We start from the raw sequence: 23,451 nt of genomic DNA, 5'->3' as shown, positions 1-23,451 counted from the left end.
CGGTGCGCGTGATCGTCAGGAGCGTCAGCGAACTCTGCATCACCGCAGGCACCTTGATCGTCCTCTTCGTGGTCTACGTCCTGTTCTGGACCGGCGTGAAGGCCGACCACACGATGAGCGACCAGATCCACCAGTTGCAGGACCAGTGGTCGCGGCAGACCGCGCACCCGAAGGCGTCCCCCTCGCCCACCGCACCGGCGAAACCGGCCGCGTACAAGGACGGCAGGCCTTTCGCGATCATGTACATCCCGCGGCTTGGTTTCACGTGGAACAAGCCGGTTCTTGAGGACACGGCCGTGAACACCCTCAAGAAGGGGCTCGGCCACTACGCCGGCACCGCGCAGCTCGGCCAGGTCGGGAACTTCGCGGTGGCCGGGCACCGGCGGACGTACGGCGACCCGTTCGTGGACTTTCCCCAGCTGCGCAAGGGTGACGCGGTGGTGCTGACGGACGGGACGACATGGTTCACGTATCGGATCGACAAAGGGCCTTACAAAACAGTGCCCACCGACATTGAGGTGATCGATCCTGTGCCACGTAAGTCCGGGTACAGGGCCTCGGGCCGCTATCTCACGCTGACCACGTGCGATCCGGAGTGGGGGCACAGCCACCGGCTGATCGTCTGGGCACATCTCGACTCCACACAGCCTGTGGAGGCCGGGAAACCAGCCGCGCTGCGCCGTTAGTCTGGTGGCGTACGGCGTGAGTCTGGTGCCGTGGCGCGACGGAAGGGACGGCATGTACGGCTGGATCTGGCGGCATCTGCCGGGCAACGCCTGGGTCAAGGCGCTGATTTCGCTCGTCCTTGCCCTGGCCGTGGTCTACATCCTCTTCCAGTACGTCTTCCCGTGGGCCGAACCGCTGCTGCCCTTCAACGATGTGACGGTGGACAACCAGTGAGTGCACGGATTCTCGTCGTCGACAACTACGACAGCTTCGTCTTCAACCTGGTCCAGTACCTGTACCAGCTGGGCGCCGAGTGCGAGGTGCTGCGCAACGACGAGGTGTCGACGGCACACGCCCAGGACGGCTTCGACGGCGTCCTCCTCTCGCCCGGCCCCGGCACCCCCGAGGAGGCAGGCGTCTGCATCGAGATGGTGCGGCACTGCGCCTCGACCGGGGTACCCGTCTTCGGCGTCTGCCTCGGCATGCAGTCGATGCAGGTGGCCTACGGCGGCGTCGTGGACCGCGCCCCCGAACTGCTGCACGGCAAGACCTCGCTCGTCGAGCACGAGGGCCGGGGCGTCTTCGCCGGACTGCCCTCGCCCTTCACGGCGACCCGCTACCACTCCCTGGCGGCCGAGCCGGCGACGGTCCCGGCCGAGCTGGAAGTCACCGCCCGGACGCACGACGGCATCATCATGGGCCTGCGCCACCGCGAACTGCCCGTCGAGGGCGTTCAGTTCCACCCGGAGTCGGTGCTCACCGAGCACGGGCACCGGATGCTGGCCAACTGGCTGGTGGAGTGCGGCGACCAGGGTGCCGTGGCGAGGTCGGCGGGGCTCGCCCCGGTGGTGGGTAGGGCCACGGCGTGACCGCGCTGCGCCCCGAGCGCGAGTCCGAGGCCTCGTACGGGGAGCAGCCGTACGGGGAGTCGGGCGGGTTCGAGGAGTGGTACGACGCGCAGGCCCAGGGCGCGTCCGGGGTGCCGTACGGTCCGATCGACGAAGAGACCATGGCGCTGCGGATACCGGAGCCGCCGCCGGTCCGGCGGGGTCACGGCCGGTCCATACCGGCCGCTGACGCCTCATCCGCCTCCTCCGCCACAGGAACCCCCTCCGGCGGCCGTGCGGCCCGCAGGAAGGCCGCCAAGGGCCGTCACGGGCGTCACGGGGGCACTGCCGCGGTCGAGGAGACCGCAGAGACCCCGGAATCGGGCGCCGGCCCGTCGGTTTCGCGCGTCGAGGCGCGGCGCCGGGCGCGGGCGAACAAGCCGGGTCCCGCGGTCGTCGCGAGCCGGGCGATCGGCGAGGTGTTCATCACCACCGGCGTCCTGATGCTGCTCTTCGTCACCTACCAGCTGTGGTGGACGAACGTACGGGCGCACGCGCAGGCCGGCAGTGAGGCGAGCCAGCTCCAGAACGACTGGGCGAGCGGGAAGCGCGCGCCCGGGGAGTTCTCGCCGGGGCAGGGCTTCGCCATCCTGCACATTCCCAAGCTGGACGTGGTGGCGCCGATCGCCGAGGGCGTCAGCAACAAGAAGGTGCTCGACAAGGGCATGGTCGGGCACTACAGCGAGGGTTCCCTGAAGACCGCGATGCCGGACGCGAAGACCGGCAACTTCGCGCTCGCCGCGCACCGCAACACCCACGGCGAACCGTTCCGGTACATCAACCAGCTCAAGCCCGGCGACGAGGTCGTCGTAGAGACCCAGACCACGTACTACGTCTACAAGATGACGAAGACGCTGCCCGTGACGGCGCCGAGCAACACCAGCGTCATCGACCCCATCCCCAAGGGCTCGGGTTTCACCAAGCCCGGCCGCTACATCACGCTGACGACCTGTACGCCGGAGTTCACCAGCAAGTACCGGCTGATCGTCTGGGGCAAGATGGTCGAGGAACGGCCGCGCAGCAAGGGCAAGCCGGATGCGCTCATCGAGTAGGGGCAGATGAACGTGGCAGCGACCACCGACGACACCGACGAGCAGACCGACACGCCCGCCTCCCCGCCGGACCGCCCTCGCGGCACGGGCCCGGTCGCGACGGCGGTCAGCGTCTTCGGTGAACTCCTCATCACGGCGGGCCTGATCCTCGGCCTGTTCGTCGTCTACTCCCTGTGGTGGACCAACGTCGTCGCCGACCGCACGGCCGACAAGCAGGGCGACAAGGTCCGCAACAACTGGTCCAAGGACAAGGACACCGGCCCCGGCGCCCTCGACACCAAGGACGGCATCGGCTTCCTGCACGTGCCCGCCATGAAGAACGGCGAGGTACTGGTCGAGAAGGGCACCGAGACGAGCGTCCTGAACGACGGCGTCGCCGGCTACTACACCGACCCGATCAAGGCCGCCCTCCCCACCACCGGCAAGACCGGCAACTTCACCCTCGCCGCCCACCGCGACGGCCACGGCGCCAAGTTCCACAACATCGACAAGCTCAAGAAGGGCGACCCGATCGTCTTCGAGACGAAGGACAAGTGGTACGTCTACAAGGTCTACGACATCCTTCCCGAGACCTCGAAGTACAACGTCAAGACCCTCGCCCAGATCCCCACGGAGTCCGGCAAGAAGAAGGCCGGCCACTACATCACGCTGACGACCTGCACGCCGGTGTACACGTCCCGGTACCGGTATGTGGTGTGGGGCGAGCTGGTGCGGGTGGACAAGGTGGATGGTGCGCGGACGCCGCCGAAGGAACTGGGCGAGGGCTGACCGGCGGGATCTCGAGCCGCACGCTCCTGGCCGGCGGTGACTGGCCCAAAATCGATCACCTGTGTGATTAATTACCTTTACTTGGTCAAGCCTATGGTTGATCATTGCGTTGATCAACAGGGGGGCTCCGGCCAGGTTGGGCCTGGGGTCACCGACAACCAAGGGGGCGTAAACAGTATGAGAAATCGCGCACGCGTAGTCACCGCCTTTGCCGCGGCGGCCGTGGTCACGGTCGCGTTCACCGGTCAGGCTTCTGCGGCGACGGAGACTGCCAGCTGCTCGACGACAGGGGCGCGAGGCAGCATGGGGGCTGACTACCCCTCGGGCGACCAGTGGATGTACGGCGAATTCAAGATCGCGCTGTCGGTCACCGACACGTCCGCAGACGGACATCACGTACGGGTCCGACTGCTGACCAAGGGCGTCGGGAGCAACGCGACCACGACGTGGAAGTGGCACTCGCTCACCTCGGGCGCGGGTGAGACCCTCACGCTCAGCACCACCGCGGGCAGCGACTACGGCATCTGGACCACTGGGGTCGAGGTGGCGCGCTTCGAGGGCGACACCAAGCTCAACTCCTGCACCGACTGGTCCAGGGCCCACACCATCTAGTCGGAGGCCGGGCGGGGCCGCGCTTGTCTGCGGCCCTTGACCGCGCCCTGTGCGGGCTGAACTCCGCGGAGTGGGACGTCCTCACTGGTGACGACACCAACGGACAGCCCCGAACCGGCTCCAACGACAAGTCCCGGTGCCCTCTCAGGGCACCGGGACTTGTCGTGTGTCCATTGCCGCTTATCCGGAGTTGCCGCCGAAGAAGCCGGTGCCTCCGTTGTTGTTCCCGCCGTTGTTGTTGCCGGTGCTCACGGTGGTGAGGGTGATCGTCGTGTTGCTCGGGTCGACCGTGTTCCCCGCGCCCGGGTCGATCCCGGTCACGATCGCGTTGTCGCCCTGATCGCTGCCGTCGGCGAACTGGATGTCGGTGAAGCCGTTCTGCTGCAGGATCTGCTTGGCGTTCTTCACCGTCTGGGCGACGACGTTCGGGACCTGGACCTGCGTCGACTTGCCGATCTGGATGTTGACCGTGGAGTTCTTGTCGACCTGGGTGTTGGCCTGCGGGTCGGTCGAGACGACCTTGCCGACGAGGTTGGAGTCGTCGGTGTCGACCTCGGTGCAGTTGCCGACGAGGTTGTTGGCGGTCATCTGCGCCTTGGCCTCGTCACAGGTCTTGCCGCTGACGTCCGGGACCGTGGACTTCGCCTGGGCCTTGGCGACGGTCAGGGTGATGACGGTGCCCTTCTCCACCTGGGCGCCCAGTTTCGGGTTCTGCTCCAGGACGGTACCTGGGTCCTCCCCGGAGACTTTCTCCTGCGTCTCCACCTTGAACTGGTACTTGTCGCCCTCCAGCGTCGACGTGGCGTCGTCGACGTTCTGGCCCACGACACTCGGTACGACGACCTTCGGGGCGCCGGTCGAGACGACGAGGTTTACCGTCGAGTCCTTCTTGACCGAGGTGGTGGGGGCCGGGTCCTGCGAGCAGATCTTGCCCTTGGTCTGGTTCTCACAGGTCTTCGACGTGAACGACAGCTTCAGGCCGATGTTGTCCGCCATGGTCTTGGAGGCGTCCTGGGTCTGTCCGACGAAGTTCGGCGTGCTGACGGTGTCGTTGGCCGCACCGTCCCCGCTGAACGCCCACTTGCCGATCAGGATCGCGCCCACCAGCACCAGTACCGCCGCCACGACCAGCAGGATCGTCGAGGTGTTCGACTTCTTCTTCTGCTGGCGGCGCCGGTCGGGGCGGTCGTCGTAGCCGAAGCCGCCGTCGTCCGGGTTCATGGGGGGCAGCATCGTCGTGGCGCCGGCGCCCGCATCGGAGCGCAGGGCCGTCGTCGGCTGGTCGTCGCCGTAGCCGCCGTAGCCGACCGAACCCATCGCCGCCGTCGCCGCGACCGGCTGGCCGTCGAGGCAGGCCTCGATGTCCATGCGCATCTCGTCGGCGGACTGGTAGCGGTAGTTGGGGTCCTTGACCAGGGCCCGCAGGACGATCGCGTCCATCTCGGGCGTGATCTCGGGGTCGAAGACGGACGGCGGCTGCGGCTCCTCCCGTACGTGCTGGTACGCGACCGCGACCGGGGAGTCGCCCACGAACGGCGGCCGTACGGTCAGGAGTTCGTAGAGGAGGCAGCCCGTCGAGTAGAGGTCCGAGCGGGCGTCGACCTGCTCGCCCTTCGCCTGCTCCGGGGAGAGGTACTGGGCGGTGCCGATCACCGCGGACGTCTGGGTCATCGTCATGCCGGAGTCGCCCATCGCGCGGGCGATGCCGAAGTCCATCACCTTGACCTGGCCGGTGCGCGTCAGCATGACGTTCGCCGGCTTGATGTCGCGGTGCACGATGCCGTTGCGGTGCGAGTACTCCAGGGCCTGGAGGATGCCGATGGTCATCTCCATGGACCGCTCCGGCAGCAGCTTGCGGCCGCTGTGGAGCAGTTCACGGAGGGTCGAACCGTCGACGTACTCCATGACGATGTACGGGATCGAGACCCCGTCGACGTAGTCCTCGCCCGTGTCGTAGACCGCGACGATCGCGGGATGGTTGAGCGAGGCGGCCGACTGGGCCTCCCGGCGGAACCGGGCCTGGAAGGAAGGGTCGCGCGCAAGGTCGACGCGCAGCGTCTTCACCGCCACCGTGCGGCCGAGGCGTGTGTCATGGGCGAGGTAGACCTCCGCCATGCCACCACGGCCGAGCACCTGGCCCAGCTCGTACCGGCCGCCGAGGCGACGCGGCTCTTCCATAGTTCCCTACCAGCCCTCTCCGTCGGTCCCGACCCGCACGGATGTGCGGTCGGAGGCTAGCCGTCCGGGCCTACCGTACCCGGCTGGCTCTGTGTGACCTGGCCAAGCCCGTCACCCGATACAGGACCGGTATCCCAACGTGCACCGATGTGAAGGGGACGTGATCGGGGTCACTTCTTGCTGTCGATGACCGCCTCCATCACGCTCTTCGCGATGGGGGCCGCGAGGCCGCCGCCGGAGATGTCGTCACGGTTGGCGCTGGAGTCCTCGATGACCACGGCCACGGCCACCGGCGAACTGCCGTCGGCGAGCTTGGCGTAGGAGAGGAACCAGGCGTACGGGTTCTCACTGTTGTCGACGCCGTGCTGGGCGGTACCGGTCTTGCCGCCGACGGTGGCACCGCTGATCTGCGCCTTCGTGCCGGTGCCCTTCTCGACGACCGTCTCCATCATCGACTGCAGGATCTGCGCGTTCTTCGACGACAGCGGCTGGCTGAGCTCCTGCGGCTCGGTCTGCGCGATGGTGTCGAGGTTCGACGACTGGAGCTTGTCGACCATGTACGGCTTCATCAGCTTGCCGTCGTTGGCGACCGCGGAGGCGACCATGGCCATCTGCAGGGGGGTCGCCGCGGTGTTGTACTGGCCGATCGAGGAGAGCGCGGTCTGCGACGAGTTCATGTTGTCGGAGAAGACCGAGGCGCTGGAGCGGACCGGCGTGAACTGCTCGGCGTCGAAGCCGAACTTCTTCGCCTCGGCCAGCATCTTGGCGTTGCCCAGGTCGGCGCCGATCTTGCCGAACACGCTGTTGCAGGAGACCCGCAGCGCCTCCCGCAGGGTCGCGTTCTTGCAGGGGATGTTGCCCTCGTTCTTCAGCTCGGTCGTGGTGCCCTTCATGATGTAGGGCAGCGGCGAGTCGGTCGCCGTGTCGGCCGACGAGTACAGGTTGTTCTCCAGGGCGGCGGACGCGGTGACCACCTTGAAGGTGGAGCCCGGCGGGTAGGTCTCGCGCAGCGCCCGGTTCAGCATCGGGTCGTCCGGGTCGTACTTCTTCTGGAGCTTCTGCCAGGCCTTGGAGTCCGTGGAGGTGGAGTTCCCGGCGAACGACGACGGGTCGTACGACGGGTAGGACGCCAGCGCCAGGATCTTGCCGGTGGACGGGTCGAGGGCGACGACCGCGCCCTTGCCGCCCTGCTTCTCCAGACCGCTCCACGCGGCCTTCTGCGCGGCCTCGTTGAGGGTGGTGACGACGTTGCCGCCCGACTTCTGCTTGCCGGTGATCATGTCGAGGGTGTTGCGGAAGAAGAGCCGGTCGTCGTTGCCGGTGAGGATGCCGTCCTCGAGGGACTCCAGCTGGTTGGCGCCGAAGGCCTGCGAGGCGAAGCCCGTGACCGGGGCCCACATGGGGCCGTCGGTGTAGGTGCGCTTGTACTTGAAGTCGCTGCTGGAGGTGTCCTTGGAGCCGGTCACCGACTTGCCGTCGACGATGATGTTTCCGCGGGGCTGGGCATAGCGCTCGATGGAGACACGACGGTTGAGCGCGTTCGTCTTCAGCGAATCCGCTTTGACGTACTGGAGCCAGTTGTCCCGGATGAGCAGGGAGAGGACGAGAAGTCCGCAGAAGAGCGCGATCCGGCGCAGGGGCTTGTTCACGGGCGGACCACCTGGGTCATCTCGGCGTCGGGGTTGGCAGCGGGGGCGGGTGCCGGTCTGCGCGCGGTGTCGCTGATGCGGATCAGGATGCCGATCAGCGCCCAGTTGGCGATGACGGAAGAGCCGCCGTAGGCCACGAACGGCATGGTCATACCGCTCAGCGGGATCAGGCCCATCACACCGCCTGCGACGACGAACACCTGGATGGCGAAAGCGCTGGACAGGCCGACCGCGAGGAGCTTGCCGAACGGGTCGCGGGCGGCGAGCGCGGTGCGCACACCCCGCTCGACGATCAGGCCGTACAACAGCAGGATCGCCATCACACCGGCCAGGCCGAGTTCCTCGCCGAAGGTGGCGAAGATGAAGTCGGAGTTGGCGGCGAAGCCGATGAGGTCCGAATTGCCCTGGCCGAGGCCGGTGCCGAGGGTGCCGCCGGAGCCGAACGACATCAGGGACTGCGCGATCTGGTCGCTCTGCGCCATGACCTTCGGGGAGAAGGGGTTCAGCCAGGCGTTGACGCGCTCTTGGACATGCGGTTCGAAGGAGGCGACGCCGACCGCGCCGGCACCGGACATCAGCAGACCGAAGACGATCCAGCTGGTGCGCTCGGTGGCGACGTACAGGACGACGACGAACATCCCGAAGAACAGCATCGAGGTCCCGAGGTCGGTCTCGAAGATCAGGATGAGCAGGCTCATCGCCCACACGGTGAGGATGGGGCCGAGGTCACGGCCGCGGGGCAGGTACAGCCCCATGAAACGACGGCTGGCCAGTGCGAGCGCGTCTCTCTTCACCATGAGGTAGCCGGAGAAGAAGATCGCGATGATGATCTTCGCGAACTCACCGGGCTGGATGGTGAACCCGCCGATGCTGATCCAGATCTTGGCGCCGTTGACGGCGGGGAAGAACACCGGCGCGACAAGCAGGACCAGTGAGACGACCATGGAGATGTAGGTGTAGCGCTGGAGGATGCGGTGGTCCTTCAGGAACACGATGATCACCGCGAAGAACGCGATGCCGAGCGCCGAGTACAACAGCTGTTTCGGCGCGTCCGGGCTGAACGCGCCGAACAGGCTCTTGGCGCGCTGCTGGAGTCTCGGCGACTGGTCCAGCCGCCAGATGACGACCAGTCCGAGCCCGTTCAGCAGCGTGGCGAGCGGCAGCAGCAGCGGATCCGCGTACCGGGCGAACTTCCGGACCACGAGATGGCCGACGCCGGCGAGCAGGCCGAGTCCGAGGCCGTAGCCCAGCAGACCGGACGGCACCGTGCCGTCGATCGCCAGGCCCACGTTGGCGTAGGCGAAGACCGGGATGACGACCGCGAACAGCAGGAGCGCCAACTCGGTGTTGCGTCTGCTCGGTGCGCCGATGGAGCCGATCGTGGACGTATGGTGCGCCGGCGTGTTCGTAGAACTGCTCATCGTGTGACGGGGCCTCTCACGGCTTGCCTATTACTTGCTGCACTGCGAGACGACCTGCTGCTCTTCCTCCGAGAGGCTGGGACCGGGGCTGGGAGTCGCAGACTTGGTCGGGGACGGGGACGTCGAAGTCGTGGTTGAAGGAGACGGCTTCGGCGTGGCCTTGGACGTGAGCGAGGTGCTGGTGGTTCCCGTGGTGCCGCCGGCCTGGCCCTGACCCGCCGTGGAGCCGGTCTTGCTCGAGGTCTCGCGCTCGGACTCCTTCTTGCACGCGGAGGCCTGCACCGCCAGGTCGTCGATCTTCTTCTGGGCGTCCTGGAGACCGCCCTCGGCGATCGTCGCCTTGACCTGCTTCTGCTGGTACGGCGGCAGGTACTTGAGTTCGATGTCGGGGTGGTCCTTCTCCACCTTCGACAGCGAGACCCAGGCGAGGTCCTGGCTGATGCCGCGGTACAGCGCGACGTGTTCGCCGTTGGCGCCGACGAAGTACTGCGTCTGCGTCCAGCGCCAGCCGCCGTAGAGGCCGCCGCCGATGACGGCGAGCGTGAGCACCGTGTAGAAGGATCTCTTCAGCCACTTGCGGCCCTTGGAGGGCTTCACGAAGTCGTCGTCGGTGTAGTCCCCGAAGCTGCCCGAGGGGACGTAGCCGGTGGTGTCGCCGGAGCCGGGCGGGCCGAACTCGCCGCCCCCGCCGCCCTGTCCGGGCACCTGGCGGCCGAGCCCGGAGGCGCGGCCTGCCGGGGTCTGCATGATGCCGTTGTCGTGCAGGTGGAGCTGGTTCTCGGCGACCGCGCCGACGATGACCGGGGTGTCCGACAGCTGCGCGGCGAGGGTGTCGCCGGTGTCGAGGTCCAGGACGTCGGCGATGATCACCGTGATGTTGTCGGGGCCGCCGCCGCGCAGGGCGAGCTGGATCAGCTCCTGCACGGTCTCCTGGGGGCCCTGGTAGCTGGCGAGGGTGTCCTCCATCGTCTGATGGGAGACGACTCCGGACAGCCCGTCGGAGCAGATCAAGTACCGGTCGCCGGCGCGGACTTCACGGATCGACAGGTCGGGTTCGACGTGGTCGCCGCTGCCGAGCGCGCGCATGAGGAGGGCGCGCTGCGGGTGGGTGGTGGCCTCTTCCTCGGTGATCCGGCCCTCGTCGACCAGCCGCTGCACCCAGGTGTGGTCCTGGGTGATCTGGGTGAGGACGCCGTCGCGCAGCAAGTAGGCGCGGGAGTCGCCGACATGGACGAGGCCGAGCCGCTGCCCGGTCCACAGCAGGGCGGTGAGCGTGGTGCCCATGCCCTCCAGCTGGGGGTCCTCCTCGACCATCATCCTCAGCTGGTCGTTGGCCCGCTGCACGGCGGTGCCGAGCGAGGTGAGGATGTCGGAGCCCGGCACGTCGTCGTCGAGCGAGACGATGGTGGAGATCACCTCGGAGGAGGCGACCTCACCGGCGGCCTGGCCGCCCATCCCGTCGGCGATCGCGAGGAGGCGGGGACCGGCGTAGCCGGAGTCCTCGTTGCCCTCGCGGATCATGCCTTTGTGCGATCCGGCGGCGAAGCGCAGTGACAGACTCATGCGCACCTCGCCCGTCGGCTCCGGGTACATCCGCACGGTGCCCACCCTCCGGTCGGGAGCGCGCCGGGGTCCGCCAGGCGGTCCGCCGCTGCGTGCTCGCTCCGCTCGCGCTGATTCATGACGTCTCTACTACTTCCGCAGCTCAATGACGGTCTTGCCGATGCGGATCGGCGCGCCCAGCGGAATCGGTGTGGGGGTCGTCAGCCGGGACCGGTCCAGGTACGTGCCGTTGGTGGATCCGAGGTCCTCGACGATCCACTGGCCGTCGCGGTCCGGGTAGATCCTGGCATGGCGGCTGGACGCGTAGTCGTCGTCCAGCACGATCGTCGAATCGTGCGCCCGGCCCAGGGTGATGGTCTGGCCCTGGAGCGCGACGGTGGTGCCGGTGAGGATTCCCTCGCTGACGACCAGTTTGGTGGGGGCGTTACGGCGCTGCCGGCCGCCCCCGCTCGGTTGCTGCTGGCGCTGCTGCGGAGGTGCCGCCTGGCGGGCGGCCTGCTGCTGCGGCCGTCCCGCGTCCCGTCGCGAGCCGCGCTGAGTGACACGCGTTCCGAACAGGTCGCTGCGGATGACCTGCACGGCCACGATCACGAACAGCCACAGTACGGCCAGGAAACCCAGCCGCATGACCGTGAGGGTCAGCTCTGACATTGCCCCCGCTTCACCCTTCGGCTTGCCGGTAAATGATGGTGGTGCTGCCCACGACGATCCGCGAGCCGTCGCGGAGCGTAGCGCGGGTGGTGTGCTGCCCGTCCACCACGATGCCGTTGGTGGACCCGAGATCCTGGATCGTCGAGGGCGTTCCGGTCCGGATCTCACAGTGCCGGCGGGATACGCCGGGGTCGTCGATCCGCACGTCGGCTTCGGTGCTGCGGCCCATCACCAACGTCGCGCGGGAGATCTGATGGCGGGCGCCGTTGATCTCCACCCAGTACCGCATCCGCACCCCGGCCGCCGGAGCGGCGGGCGCGGGCTGGAGGTACGGCGCCGAGCCGCGGCCGCCGGGCGGCGGTGCGGCCGGCATGGGCGGCGGGGCGCTCGCGGGGGCGGCGGCGGGCGGATAGCCGTAGCCGCCGGGCCGGCCCGCTGCCGGGGGTGCCGCCGGAGCGGGGGTCCCGGGAGCCTGCTGGTTGGTGGAGGAGGCGAGCGTACGGCTGCGCACCCGGTACAGACCGGTGTCGAGGTCGTCCGCCTTCTCCAGGTGGACCTTGATGGTCCCCATGAACGTGTAGCGCTGCTGCTTGGCGTAGTCGCGGACCATGCCCGCGAGTTCGTCGCCGAGCTGGCCGGAGTAGGGGCTGAGCCGCTCGAAGTCCGGCGTGCTCAGCTCCACGATGAAGTCGTTGGGTACGACGGTCCGGTCGCGGTTCCAGATCGTCGCGTTGTTGTCGCACTCCCGCTGGAGCGCGCCGGCGATCTCGACGGGCTGGACCTCGGACTTGAACACCTTGGCGAAGGTGCCGTTGACCAGACCTTCGAGGCGTTGCTCGAACTTCTTCAGGACTCCCATGGGGCACCTCCTCCGTCGTCGCCGCACTGGTTGTCGTGCCGACTGCTGTGCTGCCTGTCGTGCTGACTGCCTTGGTACTGCTTACTGATCGTATCCACGCGCCGGTAAATCGGCTGGTTCCCCCTTGTCGGCCCGGTCGAACTCCTTCTGCACTACTTCTGCCCAGGATCGTAGAGGGGGCCGCAGACAAGTGTCCCGCACCTGACTGTGGAGCTTCGCCGCCTCCTGGGGAGATGGCGGTTACCGGTACGAGGTTGATACGTGAACCGGCCCACGTTGATACGTAGCGGGGGGTGCGGGGTGTTCGGAGGGGGCTCCTGGGGGTCCCCGGGCCAGGTCACGGGGTGCGGATAAGGGATGTGATTCCACCCCGGGCACCGTGCTAATCTTCTGCATGTCGGAAGGCGCCAGCCCCCTAGGGGGAACAGCCCGAGGACACACCCAATGCGCGGGTGGCGGAATAGGCAGACGCGCTGGATTCAGGTTCCAGTGCCCGAAAGGGCGTGGGGGTTCAACTCCCCCCTCGCGCACAACAGAAGCCCCCCAGGTCTCGGACCTGGGGGGCTTCTTCGTGTGTGGTGCTCACCTCAGGTGAGGACAATCACAGGTCTGGGCCTGCCTCAGGCCGCGAGGCGCTCCGCCAGTTCCTTGGCCTTGGTCGCCGCGTCGCCGAGCGCGCGCTCGCGGGACGCCTCGTAGAGCGGGATCAGGTCGGACATCGCCGGGTTCTGCGGGGCCAGGGTCAGCTCCGGGACGATGAACTCGAGGTCCATGGCGAGGGCCTCGGCGAGGACCGCGCGCAGATAGTTCTGCACGTACTCGAAGCCCTCGCGCGGGGTGCCGGGTCCGTAGGCGCCGCCGCGGCTGGCGATCACGGTGACCGGGGTGCCCTTGATCTTCGAGTCCTCGGTGCCGGCGGTGCGCCCCATGAGGATCACGTTGTCCAGCCAGGCCTTCAGGGTCGACGGGATCGAGAAGTTGTACATCGGGGCGCCGATCAGCACCGCGTCCGCCTGCTCCAACTCCTCTATGAGCCGCACGCGCTCGGCGAACGCGGCCGCCTGCGCGGGGGTGTGCGCGGCCGGGTCGGCGAAGCCGGCGGTGTGGGCGTCGGCGGTGAGGTGCGGGACGGGGTTCGCGGAGAGGTCGCGGTGGATCACCGTGCCCTCCGGGTGCTGTTCCGCCCAGGACGTGAGGAAGGCGTCGGCCACGGCGCGGGAGGCGGAGGCGCCGGCGGGGAACACGGAGGAGTCGATGTGCAGAAGCGTGGCCATGGGGGTCTCCAAGAGGGGGTCGAGCGCGAGCAGGGCGCGGAAAGGTTCGCTGCGCCTGGATTAGTAGCTGAACTTTCGTACTCGACTATGAATAACACAGGTACTTACTTTTTTTCATCCCTACGAGGTGGGGCAGTACCCTGAAGCTCATGACGGTCGAGCAGGATCACGGCGCGGAGACGTGCAAGCAGGTCGACAAGGGCATCACCCGTGTCTTCCAGCTGTTCGGAAAGCGCTGGACCGGGCCGATCGTGGCCGTCCTGATGGGACAGCCCATGCACTTCTCCGACCTGCGCCGGGCGATCCCGGGCATCAGCGAGCGCATGCTCTCCGACCGGCTCACGGAACTCGGCGCCGCCGGGCTGCTCGTCCGCGAGGTCGACGAGGGGCCCCCGCTGCGGGTCTCGTACCGGCTGACGGACGCGGGCAAGGCCCTGGACCCGGCGCTGCGGGAACTCGGCGAGTGGGCCAAGGTGCATCTGCGCGAGGGGTGGCAGTCGGGCGGGTGTTAGCCCGAGGGCGGCGGGCTACGGCTTCGATCGCCATCGGTTTTCCACAGCTGCGGAGTTGTCCACAGGGCCTGACGCGTTTTCGCCACCGGCTGTACGGTCGTCGCGAGTTGATGTTCGAGCGAGCGCACGTGAGCGCGATGGGTGCACGGGGGAGGCGGTCGGTATGACCGAGGCCGGTATCGGTGTGGGGCGCAGGCTGCCCGGGGTGCGGGGCTTCGCCACGTGGCCCGTGGAGGGGTCGCCCAAGGAAGAGGGGAAGGCGCTGCGGGAGAGCGTCCCGCGCAGCGCGCACGCCGAATTCGACCTGGACGGCTCCCGCCCCGACGCGGTGACCGCGGTCGAGGAGTCCGGCCGCGGCCGCATCCCCGGGCTCACCCCGATACGGGTGGGCAGGATGGCGGCCACCCCCTTCGCGTTCCTGCGCGGTTCGGCGGGCCTCATGGCCTACGACCTCGCCCGCACCCCCATGACCCGGATCGGCGCCCAGATCTGCGGCGACGCCCACGCGGCCAACTTCGGCCTGTACGGCGACGCCCGCGGCGGTCTGGTCATCGACCTGAACGACTTCGACGAGACCGTGCACGGCCCCTGGGAGTGGGACCTCAAGCGGCTCGCCGCCTCGCTGGTCCTCGCGGGCCGGGAGGCCGGCGCCGACGAGGACACCTGCCGTACGGCGGCGCACGGCGCGGTGGGTTCCTACCGCCGCACCATGCGACTGCTGGCGAAGCTCCCGGTGCTGGACGCGTGGAACGCCATCGCGGACGAGGAGTTGGTCTCCCACGCCGACGCCCGTGACCTGCTCGGCACGCTGGAGCGGGTCTCCGAGAAGGCACGGGGCAACACGAGCGGGCGGTTCGCGGCCAGGTCGACCGAGCTCGCGGAGGACGGGGGGCGCCGCTTCGTCGACGCCTCGCCGGTGCTGCGCCGGATCCCGGACGAGGAGGCCGCGGCGGTGGCGGCGTCCCTGGAGGAGTATCTGGACACGCTCTCCGAGGACCGCCTCCCGCTGCTCGCCCGGCACACGGTGCACGACGTCGCCTTCCGCGTCGTCGGCACGGGCAGCGTGGGCACGCGGTCGTACGTCGTGCTGCTCCTGGACCATCGCGGCGAACCGCTCGTCCTCCAGGTGAAGGAGACCCGCCCCTCGGCGCTGGTGCCGCATCTGCTGAGTGCCGGGTTCGACGCGCCGCCCGTCGCGCACGAGGGGCGCCGGGTGGTGCTCGGGCAGAAGCGGATGCAGGTCGTCAGCGACATCCTGCTGGGCTGGACGACGGTCGACGGACTGCCGTTCCAGGTACGGCAGTTCCGCAACCGCAAGGGCAGCGTCGACCCGGCCGCCCTCGCCGCCGACCAGATCGACGACTACGGCCGGATGACCGGCGCCCTCCTGGCCCGCGCCCACGCCCACAGCGCCGACCCGCGCCTGGTCGCCGGGTACTGCGGCAAGAAGGGCGAACTGGACGAGGCGATAGCGACGTTCGCCGTCGCCTACGCCGACCGGACCGAGGCGGACCACGCGGAGTTGGTGGGGGCGGTGCGGGCGGGGCGGATCGCGGCGGAGATGGGGGTGTAGGCGGCCGGAGGTGTTTCTCCGGGGCCTTCCGGGCTTCCGGGGGCTTTTCCGGGCCCCCCGACCGGGGCCTCCGGTGAGGGGCTGCTGACGGACGCCGGGTGGGATCGTTCCGGCGGTGTCCGAGGGGCGCGGTGAGCCGGTGTCCGTGGGGTGCGGTGAGCCGGACTCAGAGGGGTGCGGTGAGTTGGTGTCCTTCGCGCACGCCAACGTCGGGTGCGGCCCTCTGCCGGGGGGAGAACCGCCCCGGTCGTGAGGTCACCCGTGTTCCGGAAGGCCCCGGTACCGGTGATGCCCCGTCGCCGGTCGGGCCGTGGCCTACGCTGGTCGGGTGACGACCCCGGAAGCTGAGCAGTCCCAGTCCGCGCCCGCCAGTGAACCGGCGCCGGAGCAGGCGGGTGCCGAGGTGCCGTCCGCCGGAGCCGAGGTGGACGGTGGTGCTGTCGGTGACGGCGGCGAGCCCGTCGCCCCCCGGCCCGAGGAGCGGCTGGACCGGGCGGTACGGGCCGCCGAGCAGGCGTTGATCGAGTACGAGATCGCGGTGGACACCTTCCGCATCGAGGTCGAGAACTTCTCCCGGCTGCACCACCAGAAACTCGGCCCGATGTACGCCCGGCTCGACGAGCTGGACGCCCGGATCGCCGAGGCCGTCGCCGCGCGCAGCGGTGACCCCGAGGACATCCGCAGGGCGGACGAGGCCCGGGCCCGGGTGATGCCGATGCCCGCGGTCGAGGAGCTGTTCCACGGCTGGATGGACGGCGACGGACTGTTCCCGGAGGCCGCCGCGATGCTCACGGACCAGCCGGTACGGCCCCCGCAGCGGGTGCGCCCCAGCGAGGAGGCCCGCAAGCTCTACCGCGAGCTGGCCCGCAAGGCCCACCCCGACCTGGCGCAGGACGACGACGAGCGCAAGCGGCGCGAGGAGTTCATCACCCGGGTCAACGCCGCCTACAGCCGCGGTGACGCGCCCCTGCTGCGCGAGCTGGCCGAGGAGTGGGCCGCGGGACCGGCCCCGGCGGAGCGTGGTCCGAGCCCCAGCGAGGAGCTGTACGCCCGCCTCGAATGGCTCGCCCAGCGCAAGGAACTCCTCACCCTCGTCGCCCGGGAGCTGGAGGAGGGCGCCATCGGCTCCATGCTCCGGATCGCCCCGGACGACCCCGACCGTCTCCTCGACGAGATCGCCGAGCAGTTGCTCGCCCAGGTCGCCGAGCGGGAGGCCGAGCTGGCGGCCCTGCTCGAGGAGCCCGACACGTCCGAAGGCCCGTCGGGTAGCGTCGAGGCATGAGTTTCGGAGCTGGTGTGCCCACGGTCGAGGTCGGAGACCTCAAGGACGGCGACTTCCTGCTGGACGTCCGCGAGGACGACGAGTGGCAGGCGGGTCATGCCACGGGGGCGCTGCACATCCCCATCAGTGAATTCGTGGCCCGGTACGGCGAGTTGACCGAGGCGGCGCCGCAGGACGGCCGGGTCCACGTGATCTGTCGCTCCGGCGGGCGTTCGGCGCAGGTCACGATGTACCTGGCCCAGCAGGGCATTGACGCCGTGAACGTCGACGGCGGCATGCAGGTGTGGGCCGCCGCGGGCCGACCCGTCGTCACGGACGAGGGCCAGCCGGGGTTCGTGCTGTAGCTGTAGCTGTAGCTGTGGTTGGCGGGATCTAGCCCAACGGGTGGGCCGCCAGCAGGTCCCCCAGCGCCTCCTCGTGTGCCGCCGCCGGGCCGAGCGACAGCTCCAGGTGCTTGGCCCAGGCGTGGTACCGGTGCAGGGGATATTCGGTGTCGGCGCCGAACCCGCCGTGCAGGTGCTGCGCGGTCTGCACGACCCGTCGTACCCCCTCCGCCGCCCAGATCTTGGCCACCGCCAGGTCCGCGGCGGCGGGCAGCGCGCCGGGTGCGCCCGAGGCGATCCGCCACGCGGCCTGCCACAGGGTGGCCTCCATCGCGCGCAGGTCGATGTAGCGGTCGGCGGCCTGTACGGCGACGGCCTGGAAGGTCGCGACGGGGAACCCGAACTGCTCGCGCCTGCCGGTGTATTCGCTGGTCATGCGCAGGACGGCGGTGCCGAGTCCGAGGGACAGCGCGCAGGTGCCGGCGGTCAGCAGGTCGCGCAGCCACTCCCAGGCGCCGTCGGCCTCGATGACGTCGATCACCGCGATCGGCACGGATTCCAGACGCAGTTCGGCGAGCCGCTCACCGGTGGTCGAGAGCTGCTCGGCGAGTACGACGCCGTCGCGGTCCGGGGCGACCAGCGCGAGGACGGTCCGGTCGGCGTCGGTGTGCGCCGGTACGACGACCAGGTCCGCGTTGTAGGCCCACGGCACCGCCGTCTGCACTCCGTCGAGCACCCACCGGTCACCGTCCCGCCGTGCCGTCACGGCGAGTTCGGCCGGGTCGTGCCCGGTGCGGCCGTGCGCGGCGACGGTCAGCACGAGGTCGCCGCGGCCGGCCCGGGTGAGCAGAGCGGACCTCAACTCCTTACTGCCGTAGGCCTGTACGGTCGCCGCGGCCGCGCTGCTCTCCAGGAGCGGGACCCTGGCCAGCACCTTCGCGGACTCCCGCAGCACCAGGCACAGGGCTATGGCGTCCAGGCCCGCGCCGCCGTACTCCTCGTCGAGCAGCAGGCTCAGCAGGTCCGCCTCGGCGAGCCTGGTCCACAGGGCCCGGTCGAAGTCGTCGGCGACGGCGCCCGTGGTGTCCGCCGGGCTGGGCACGCCGTCCGGCGCGACATCGGCGAACACCCCCGCCGCCGCCTCGGCCGCCGCCTGCTGCTCCTCGCTGAAGGTGAAGTCCACGGTCACTTCCCTCTCGCACGACCTGATCCGGCAGAGATCTGACGGGGCGTCAAGATAGAACAGGTTCTAGAAGAAGGGAACGGTCGATCGGTCGCTCCCTGTCTGTTGATCGTTGGGTTCATTCCGTTTCATGGTGATCTGCACCGAGGCGGGACGTCAACGGCTGTGGATAACCTGCGGACAGTCGTTGTGGACACCATGCGTGGCTGTGAGCCACGGGACTGTGCTCGGGGCCCGCGCCTGAGTACCGTTCCGTGCGATGCGGGCGGCCGGAAGTCGGACGGGAATCGGAGACAGGGCGGAATGGACGCGAACGACGGACGCTCGAACGCCCCCGAGGGGCCGCACGTGCCCGCCCAGCAGCCACCGCACCCCCCTCCGCCCGAGCCGCAGGCGCCTCCGCAGCCGTCGTACGACCCCGCGGACGCCCCCGCACACCCCGACGCCCGTCTCGGAGTCGCCGCGCTGTCCCTGCGCTACCAGGTCGGTGCCGCGCTGGCGGTCGCGGTCGTCGCGGTCGCCGCGCTCGTCCATCTCGGGATGGTGTTCCTGCACGTCGCGCCGTCGAACACGGTGACGAAGCAGCACGGCAAGGCGATCGACGAGTGGATCTACCCGGAGTTCGAGCAGAACTGGAAGCTGTTCGCGCCGAACCCCTTGCAGCAGAACATCGAGGTCCAGGTGCGCGCCGATGTCCGTACCGCGGACGGCACGACCCGTACGACCGGCTGGTACGACCTGTCGGCCGAGGACGGCGCGGCCATCGACGGCAATCTCCTGCCGAGCCACACCGAGCAGAACGAACTGCGCCGGGCCTGGGACTTCCTCACCGCCACGCACGACGCCGAGAACCGCCCCGTGGGCCTGCGCGGCACGCTCGCGGAGACGTATCTGCGGCGCATCGTCGTGCTGCGCCTGGGCCGGGACGACGCGGCCGGGCCCGGCGGCGCGGTCCAGCGCGTCCAGGTCCGCTCCCGCACCACCAACGTGCCCCCGCCCGAGTGGAGTGACGAGCAGGTGTCGACCACCCCCGAGTACCGCCTGCTGCCCTGGTGGCCGGTCCCGGCGGACGAGGCCGCGGGAGGCGTCCGGTGAACGGTTTCGCCCTGTCGGTGTCGCGCGGCATAGCCCGTGTCACCGAGTCGGCCCTCGGCCCCTACCAGAGCGCCGTGATCCGCATCGGCTTCGCCGGCACCTGGCTGCTGTTCCTGCTCCGCGAACTGCCCCACCGCCAGGAGCTCTACGGCCCCGACGGACCGTGGAGCTGGGACCTCGCGCGCCAACTGATCGCGGACAACGGCGCGTTCACCGCCCTGATGTGGTCGGACGGGCAGTTCTGGTTCGAGACGGTGTACGCGCTGGCCGTGCTGGCGAGCGTCCTGCTCCTGCTGGGCTGGCGCACCCGCACCATGTCGGTGCTGTTCATGGTCGGTGTCCTCTCGCTGCAGAACCGCAGCGTCTTCATGGGCGACGGCGGCGACAACGTCCTGCACCTGATGTCCCTGTACCTGGTGTTTACCCGCTGCGGCCGGGTCTGGTCCCTCGACGCACGCCGGGCCGCGCGCACACGGGAGGCACGCGCGCGCGGGGAGCGGATTCCCGACCGGGTCGGGCCCGTCCTGTGGGTCGTCCTCGGTGCGGTGCTGGTCGCGGTGACCGCGGCCGGCCGGTTCGACAGCGACTGGTTTGTGCCCGCGCTCCTGTGGGGCGTCTGGCTGGCGCAGGCCCTGTGGTGGGTCATCGGGCGGTACGCGAAGTCGTACGAGCCCCGGGTACTGCTCGACGTCGTCGCGAACGTGATCCACAACGGCGCCCTGTTCGTGATCGCGAGCGAGGCCTGTCTGATCTACGCGACGGCCGGCTGGTACAAGATCCAGGGTTCCCGCTGGCAGGACGGCACCGCCGTCTACTACCCGCTCCACCTCGACTACTTCTCACCCTGGCCCGCCCTCGCCGACCTGCTGGCCGGCAACGGCACGATGGTGATGCTCGTCACCTACGGGACCGTGATCGTGCAGGTCGCCTTCCCGTTCACGCTCTTCAACCGGCGCGTCAAGAACGTCCTGCTGGCCGCGATGATGACCGAGCACGCCGTGATCGCGGTCCTCCTGGGGCTGCCGTTCTTCTCCCTGGCGATGATCGCGACGGACTCCGTCTTCCTGCCGACGTCGTTCCTGCGGAGGCTGGGCGGATGGGTGGCACGCGCGTGTGGACGGTTGTTCGCGCGGGGTGGCCGTACGGTGCCGGAGGGGGACCCGGGGGAGCCACGCGCCCCGGAGAACCCCGAGCCCAGCCACGTAGGCTTCACGGCATGACCGACCCCGCCGCAGCCGTCTGGCACCGGCTCGCCGACACCTCCGTGCTGCTCGACGGCTTCCACGCCCTCAAGCACGCGCTGCGCTTCGGGGCCGAGGTCCCGGTCGCGGTCACCACGGACCGGGGGGCGGCCCTCGCCCTCGCAGCCGACCTCGCCCCCGACGTACGGGACACCCTGGACGCGCTGCTGACGGAGGTCCCGGAGGACACGTACCGCTCCTTCGTGCCGCGCCCCCACCCGACAGGGGTGGCCGCCCTGGCGGTACGCCCCGCGCGCGAGGCCAACCTCCAGAAGCTCGCGCACACGCCCCGCACCACACCCGTCGTGGTCCTCGACAACCCGCGCAACCTGGGCAACGCGGGCGCCGTGATCCGCCTCGCCGCCGGTTTCGGGGCGACCGGCGTGGTCACCACCGGAACACTCGACCCCTGGCACCCGACGGTCGTGCGCGCGGGGGCGGGCTTGCACTACGCGACCGCGGTGGAGCGCCTGACGGTCGACGAACTGCCGCCCGGCCCGGTGTTCGCCCTCGACCCGGAGGGCGATGACATCCGGGCCCTGAAGCTCCCGGACGACGCCGTCCTGGCCTTCGGTTCGGAGCGCAGCGGCCTGTCGCCCGAACTACGCACCCGTACGGACCACTTGGTGTCCCTGCCGATGCGCCCCCAGGTCTCCAGCTACAACCTGGCGACGAGCGTGGCGATGACCCTGTACCACTGGAGCACGTCCACTGCAGCGCCCCTTTAGGGGCGCGGGGAACTGCGCGATCAGCCACAACGAACCGCCACTCGCGCAGCCACCGAAACCACCCGAGTTCTTAGGCGTCCCGACGAACCTCAACAACCCGGAACCGGTTCGCGACAAACGCCCCATCACACAACGCCGCGTTGGCCGCCGGGTTCCCCCCAGACCCGTGGAAGTCCGAGAACGCGGCGGTCTGGTTCACGAACACCCCACCGGTCAGGTTCAGCGACAACTGGGCGGCCTCCTCAAGGCAGACCTCCTCAACCGCAGCCTCGACCCCGGCGTCAGTCGTGTATGCCCCCACAGTCATCGCCCCCTTCTGCCGCACCGTCCGCCGCAACAACTCCACCGCATCCCCGACGGAGTCGACCGCGACGGCGAAGGAAACGGGCCCGAAGCACTCGCTCATGTACGCGGCCTCGTCATCCGGCTTCGCCCCGTCCAGCTTCACGATGACCGGCGTGCAGACGACCGCGTTCGGGAACTCCGGGTTGGTGATCTCCCGTGAGGCGAGGGCGACTTCACCCAGCCCGGCAGCCGCCTCCAGGCGGGCCTTCACGTCCGGGTTGACGATCGCGCCGAGCAGCCCGTTCGCGCGCGCGTCGTCGCCCAGGAGACCGTCCACGGAGCGTGCGAGATCGGCGACGACCTCGTCGTAGGACTTGGGGCCCTGGTCGGTGGAGATGCCGTCGCGGGGGATCAGCAGGTTCTGCGGGGTGGTGCACATCTGGCCGCTGTACAGGGACAGGGAGAACGCCAGGTTGGACAGCATCCCCTTGTAGTCGTCGGTCGACTCGACGACGACCGTGTTGACGCCGGCCTTCTCCGTGTAGACCTGTGCCTGGCGGGCGTTGGTCTCCAGCCAGTCGCCGAAGCCGGTCGAGCCCGTGTAGTCGATGATCCGGATCTCGGGGCGGGTGGCGAGCGTCTTGGCGATGCCCTCACCGGGACGCTCGGCGGCCAGTGCCACGAGGTTCGGGTCGAAGCCGGCCTCGGTGAGGACCTCGCGCGCGATCTGCACGGTGAGCGCGAGCGGCAGCACCGCGCGCGGGTGGGGCTTCACCAGGACCGCGTTGCCGGTGGCGAGGGAGGCGAACAGGCCCGGATAGCCGTTCCACGTCGGGAAGGTGTTGCAGCCGATGACCAGGGCGGTCCCGCGCGGCACCGGCGTGAACTCCTTGTTCATCACGAGCGGGTCGCGCTTGCCCTGCGGCTTGGTCCACTCCGCGACGGCGGGCGTGCGGACCTGCTCCGCGTACGCGTACGCCACCGCTTCCAGACCGCGGTCCTGGGCGTGCGGGCCGCCCGCCTGGAACGCCATCATGAAGGCCTGGCCACTGGTGTGCATGACCGCGTGCGCGAACTCGTGCGTCCGGTCGCTGATCCGCTTGAGGATCTCGATGGAGACCACGGCCCGCGTCTCCGCGCCCGCGTCCCGCCACGCCCGCTGCCCGGCACGCATGGCCGGCAGCAGGACGTCGAGGTCCGCGTGCGGGTACGTCACGCCCAACTCGACGCCGTAGGGCGAGACTTCGCCGCCCACCCAGTCGTCCGTGCCGGGCTGGCCCAGGTCGAGGCGGGTGCCCAGGAGGGCGTCGAAGGCGGCCTTGCCCGCCGCCGCGTCCAGGCTGCCGTGCTCGCCGTAGGCCTTCGGGTGTTCGGGGTGGGGGGACCAGTACGCGCGCGTGCGGATCGCTTCGAGCGCCTGGTCGAGTGTCGGCCGGTGCCGGGCGATCAGCTCGTGCGCGGTCGGTTCGGCGGCCATGCGGGACCAACTCCTCGTTTCAAGAACTCGTCTGCGAGCTCATGACCTGGGCAGGAACAGGGAAAGGATCAGGGGCGGAAACAGGCGGTCAGAGTTAGAGTAACCGAACGATCGGTCGGGACAAGGGGGTCCGCCGCATCTGTGGAAAACCCCGTGCGGGAGGATCGCGCAC

The 23,451-nt window shown here is 69.4% G+C and carries 22 protein-coding genes and 1 tRNA gene; 14 read left to right on the top strand and 9 right to left on the bottom strand.

Going from position 1 to position 23,451, the window contains the following annotated elements; all coding sequences use genetic code 11:
- Positions 1-2 precede the first annotated feature (2 nt).
- From OO70_RS25430 to OO70_RS25405, 6 genes are all read left to right on the top strand, one after another.
- Positions 3-686, top strand: a complete 684-nt coding sequence (locus tag OO70_RS25430) for a class E sortase (RefSeq protein WP_043675963.1) — start codon at positions 3-5, stop codon at positions 684-686.
- A gap of 16 nt (positions 687-702) precedes the next feature.
- Positions 703-900, top strand: coding sequence for a hypothetical protein (locus tag OO70_RS25425; RefSeq protein ID WP_199827405.1), 198 nt, complete (start codon positions 703-705; stop codon positions 898-900).
- The gene (locus OO70_RS25420; protein ID WP_043675957.1) at positions 897-1,535 is read left to right on the top strand and encodes an aminodeoxychorismate/anthranilate synthase component II; all 639 of its coding nucleotides are present in this window, start codon (positions 897-899) and stop codon (positions 1,533-1,535) included. The genes OO70_RS25425 and OO70_RS25420 overlap by 4 nt, the downstream gene beginning before the upstream one ends.
- Positions 1,532-2,605 carry a class E sortase gene (locus tag OO70_RS25415; RefSeq protein ID WP_043675954.1) on the top strand — a complete coding sequence of 358 codons (1,074 nt, stop codon included), beginning with the start codon at positions 1,532-1,534 and terminating at the stop codon, positions 2,603-2,605. Before OO70_RS25420 ends, OO70_RS25415 begins: the two co-directional genes overlap by 4 nt.
- Positions 2,606-2,611: 6 nt before the next feature.
- Positions 2,612-3,373, top strand: coding sequence for a class E sortase (locus OO70_RS25410; RefSeq protein WP_199827396.1), 762 nt, complete (start codon positions 2,612-2,614; stop codon positions 3,371-3,373).
- A 303-nt stretch (positions 3,374-3,676) separates the two neighbouring features.
- Positions 3,677-3,985: a hypothetical protein gene (locus tag OO70_RS25405; RefSeq protein WP_043675951.1), complete on the top strand. Its 309-nt coding sequence runs from the start codon at positions 3,677-3,679 to the stop codon at positions 3,983-3,985.
- A 180-nt stretch (positions 3,986-4,165) separates the two neighbouring features.
- Here OO70_RS25405 and pknB read toward each other — a convergent pair whose 3' ends face one another.
- The 6 genes from pknB to OO70_RS25375 all read right to left on the bottom strand — a co-directional run bounded on the left by pknB (position 4,166) and on the right by OO70_RS25375 (position 12,306).
- Positions 4,166-6,163: a Stk1 family PASTA domain-containing Ser/Thr kinase gene (gene pknB / locus OO70_RS25400; RefSeq protein ID WP_043675948.1), complete on the bottom strand. Its 1,998-nt coding sequence runs from the start codon at positions 6,161-6,163 to the stop codon at positions 4,166-4,168.
- Positions 6,164-6,333: 170 nt separating this feature from the next.
- Positions 6,334-7,812, bottom strand: a complete 1,479-nt coding sequence (locus OO70_RS25395; protein ID WP_043675945.1) for a peptidoglycan D,D-transpeptidase FtsI family protein — start codon at positions 7,810-7,812, stop codon at positions 6,334-6,336.
- Complete coding sequence (locus tag OO70_RS25390) at positions 7,809-9,233, bottom strand: FtsW/RodA/SpoVE family cell cycle protein (RefSeq protein ID WP_043675941.1); 1,425 nt, start codon at positions 9,231-9,233, stop codon at positions 7,809-7,811. Before OO70_RS25390 ends, OO70_RS25395 begins: the two co-directional genes overlap by 4 nt.
- 30 nt (positions 9,234-9,263) lie before the next feature.
- Positions 9,264-10,826, bottom strand: a complete 1,563-nt coding sequence (locus OO70_RS25385) for a Stp1/IreP family PP2C-type Ser/Thr phosphatase (protein ID WP_199827402.1) — start codon at positions 10,824-10,826, stop codon at positions 9,264-9,266.
- A gap of 99 nt (positions 10,827-10,925) precedes the next feature.
- Complete coding sequence (locus tag OO70_RS25380; RefSeq protein ID WP_043675935.1) at positions 10,926-11,447, bottom strand: FHA domain-containing protein FhaB/FipA; 522 nt, start codon at positions 11,445-11,447, stop codon at positions 10,926-10,928.
- A 10-nt stretch (positions 11,448-11,457) separates the two neighbouring features.
- Positions 11,458-12,306 carry an FhaA domain-containing protein gene (locus OO70_RS25375; RefSeq protein ID WP_043675932.1) on the bottom strand — a complete coding sequence of 283 codons (849 nt, stop codon included), beginning with the start codon at positions 12,304-12,306 and terminating at the stop codon, positions 11,458-11,460.
- Positions 12,307-12,752: 446 nt separating this feature from the next.
- Here OO70_RS25375 and OO70_RS25370 point away from each other — a divergent pair.
- Positions 12,753-12,836: transfer RNA gene (locus OO70_RS25370), tRNA-Leu, on the top strand.
- 90 nt (positions 12,837-12,926) lie between these two features.
- Here the strand turns inward: OO70_RS25370 and OO70_RS25365 are convergent.
- On the bottom strand, positions 12,927-13,580 hold the full coding sequence (locus tag OO70_RS25365; protein WP_043675929.1) for an FMN-dependent NADH-azoreductase: 654 nt from the start codon (positions 13,578-13,580) through the stop codon (positions 12,927-12,929).
- A gap of 149 nt (positions 13,581-13,729) precedes the next feature.
- On the opposite strand from OO70_RS25365, the gene OO70_RS25360 reads away from it, so the two are divergent.
- The 4 genes from OO70_RS25360 (at position 13,730) to OO70_RS25345 (ending at position 17,291) form a co-directional block, all read left to right on the top strand.
- Positions 13,730-14,092 (top strand): winged helix-turn-helix transcriptional regulator, encoded by a 363-nt coding sequence (locus OO70_RS25360; protein ID WP_043675926.1) that lies wholly within the window; start codon positions 13,730-13,732, stop codon positions 14,090-14,092.
- Between the two features lie 163 nt (positions 14,093-14,255).
- A complete protein-coding gene (locus tag OO70_RS25355) occupies positions 14,256-15,665 on the top strand; it encodes a DUF2252 domain-containing protein (RefSeq protein ID WP_043675924.1) in 1,410 nt (469 codons plus the stop codon).
- A gap of 328 nt (positions 15,666-15,993) precedes the next feature.
- Positions 15,994-16,947, top strand: coding sequence for a J domain-containing protein (locus tag OO70_RS25350; RefSeq protein ID WP_043675921.1), 954 nt, complete (start codon positions 15,994-15,996; stop codon positions 16,945-16,947).
- 14 nt (positions 16,948-16,961) lie between these two features.
- Entirely contained in the window at positions 16,962-17,291 is a 330-nt protein-coding gene (locus OO70_RS25345; RefSeq protein ID WP_043675918.1) for a rhodanese-like domain-containing protein, read from the top strand.
- Positions 17,292-17,319: 28 nt separating this feature from the next.
- On the opposite strand, the gene OO70_RS25340 is transcribed toward OO70_RS25345, so the two are convergent.
- On the bottom strand, positions 17,320-18,453 hold the full coding sequence (locus OO70_RS25340; RefSeq protein ID WP_043676289.1) for an acyl-CoA dehydrogenase family protein: 1,134 nt from the start codon (positions 18,451-18,453) through the stop codon (positions 17,320-17,322).
- Positions 18,454-18,756: 303 nt separating this feature from the next.
- Between OO70_RS25340 and OO70_RS25335 the strand changes: the two genes are divergently transcribed.
- The 3 genes from OO70_RS25335 to OO70_RS25325 are packed head-to-tail and all read left to right on the top strand — an operon-like array spanning position 18,757 to position 21,517.
- On the top strand, positions 18,757-19,548 hold the full coding sequence (locus tag OO70_RS25335) for a DUF5819 family protein (RefSeq protein ID WP_043675915.1): 792 nt from the start codon (positions 18,757-18,759) through the stop codon (positions 19,546-19,548).
- On the top strand, positions 19,545-20,768 hold the full coding sequence (locus tag OO70_RS25330; RefSeq protein WP_043675912.1) for an HTTM domain-containing protein: 1,224 nt from the start codon (positions 19,545-19,547) through the stop codon (positions 20,766-20,768). Before OO70_RS25335 ends, OO70_RS25330 begins: the two co-directional genes overlap by 4 nt.
- Positions 20,765-21,517, top strand: coding sequence for a TrmH family RNA methyltransferase (locus tag OO70_RS25325; RefSeq protein WP_043675909.1), 753 nt, complete (start codon positions 20,765-20,767; stop codon positions 21,515-21,517). The genes OO70_RS25330 and OO70_RS25325 overlap by 4 nt, the downstream gene beginning before the upstream one ends.
- A gap of 70 nt (positions 21,518-21,587) precedes the next feature.
- Here OO70_RS25325 and paaN read toward each other — a convergent pair whose 3' ends face one another.
- The gene (gene paaN / locus OO70_RS25320) at positions 21,588-23,279 is read right to left on the bottom strand and encodes a phenylacetic acid degradation protein PaaN (RefSeq protein ID WP_043675906.1); all 1,692 of its coding nucleotides are present in this window, start codon (positions 23,277-23,279) and stop codon (positions 21,588-21,590) included.
- Positions 23,280-23,451 lie beyond the last annotated feature (172 nt).

This window comes from Streptomyces xylophagus, assembly GCF_000716435.1.
In the GTDB taxonomy this organism is placed as follows: Bacteria; Actinomycetota; Actinomycetes; order Streptomycetales; family Streptomycetaceae; genus Streptomyces; species Streptomyces xylophagus.
Note: the sequence above shows the minus strand (reverse complement) of the source record. Positions and strands in the feature narration are given on the sequence as shown.

Bases quoted from the DNA above. Each gene is read 5' to 3' on its own strand.
- OO70_RS25375 (WP_043675932.1), bottom strand. From the start codon at position 12,306: ATGGGAGTCCTGAAGAAGTTCGAGCAACGCCTCGAAGGTCTGGTCAAC.
- OO70_RS25335 (WP_043675915.1), top strand. From the start codon at position 18,757: ATGGACGCGAACGACGGACGCTCGAACGCCCCCGAGGGGCCGCACGTG.
- OO70_RS25365 (WP_043675929.1), bottom strand. From the start codon at position 13,580: ATGGCCACGCTTCTGCACATCGACTCCTCCGTGTTCCCCGCCGGCGCC.
- OO70_RS25390 (WP_043675941.1), bottom strand. From the start codon at position 9,233: ATGAGCAGTTCTACGAACACGCCGGCGCACCATACGTCCACGATCGGC.
- OO70_RS25410 (WP_199827396.1), top strand. From the start codon at position 2,612: ATGAACGTGGCAGCGACCACCGACGACACCGACGAGCAGACCGACACG.
- pknB (WP_043675948.1), bottom strand. From the start codon at position 6,163: ATGGAAGAGCCGCGTCGCCTCGGCGGCCGGTACGAGCTGGGCCAGGTG.
- paaN (WP_043675906.1), bottom strand. From the start codon at position 23,279: ATGGCCGCCGAACCGACCGCGCACGAGCTGATCGCCCGGCACCGGCCG.
- OO70_RS25385 (WP_199827402.1), bottom strand. From the start codon at position 10,826: ATGTACCCGGAGCCGACGGGCGAGGTGCGCATGAGTCTGTCACTGCGC.
- OO70_RS25380 (WP_043675935.1), bottom strand. From the start codon at position 11,447: ATGTCAGAGCTGACCCTCACGGTCATGCGGCTGGGTTTCCTGGCCGTA.
- OO70_RS25325 (WP_043675909.1), top strand. From the start codon at position 20,765: ATGACCGACCCCGCCGCAGCCGTCTGGCACCGGCTCGCCGACACCTCC.
- OO70_RS25405 (WP_043675951.1), top strand. From the start codon at position 3,677: ATGGGGGCTGACTACCCCTCGGGCGACCAGTGGATGTACGGCGAATTC.
- OO70_RS25355 (WP_043675924.1), top strand. From the start codon at position 14,256: ATGACCGAGGCCGGTATCGGTGTGGGGCGCAGGCTGCCCGGGGTGCGG.
- OO70_RS25360 (WP_043675926.1), top strand. From the start codon at position 13,730: ATGACGGTCGAGCAGGATCACGGCGCGGAGACGTGCAAGCAGGTCGAC.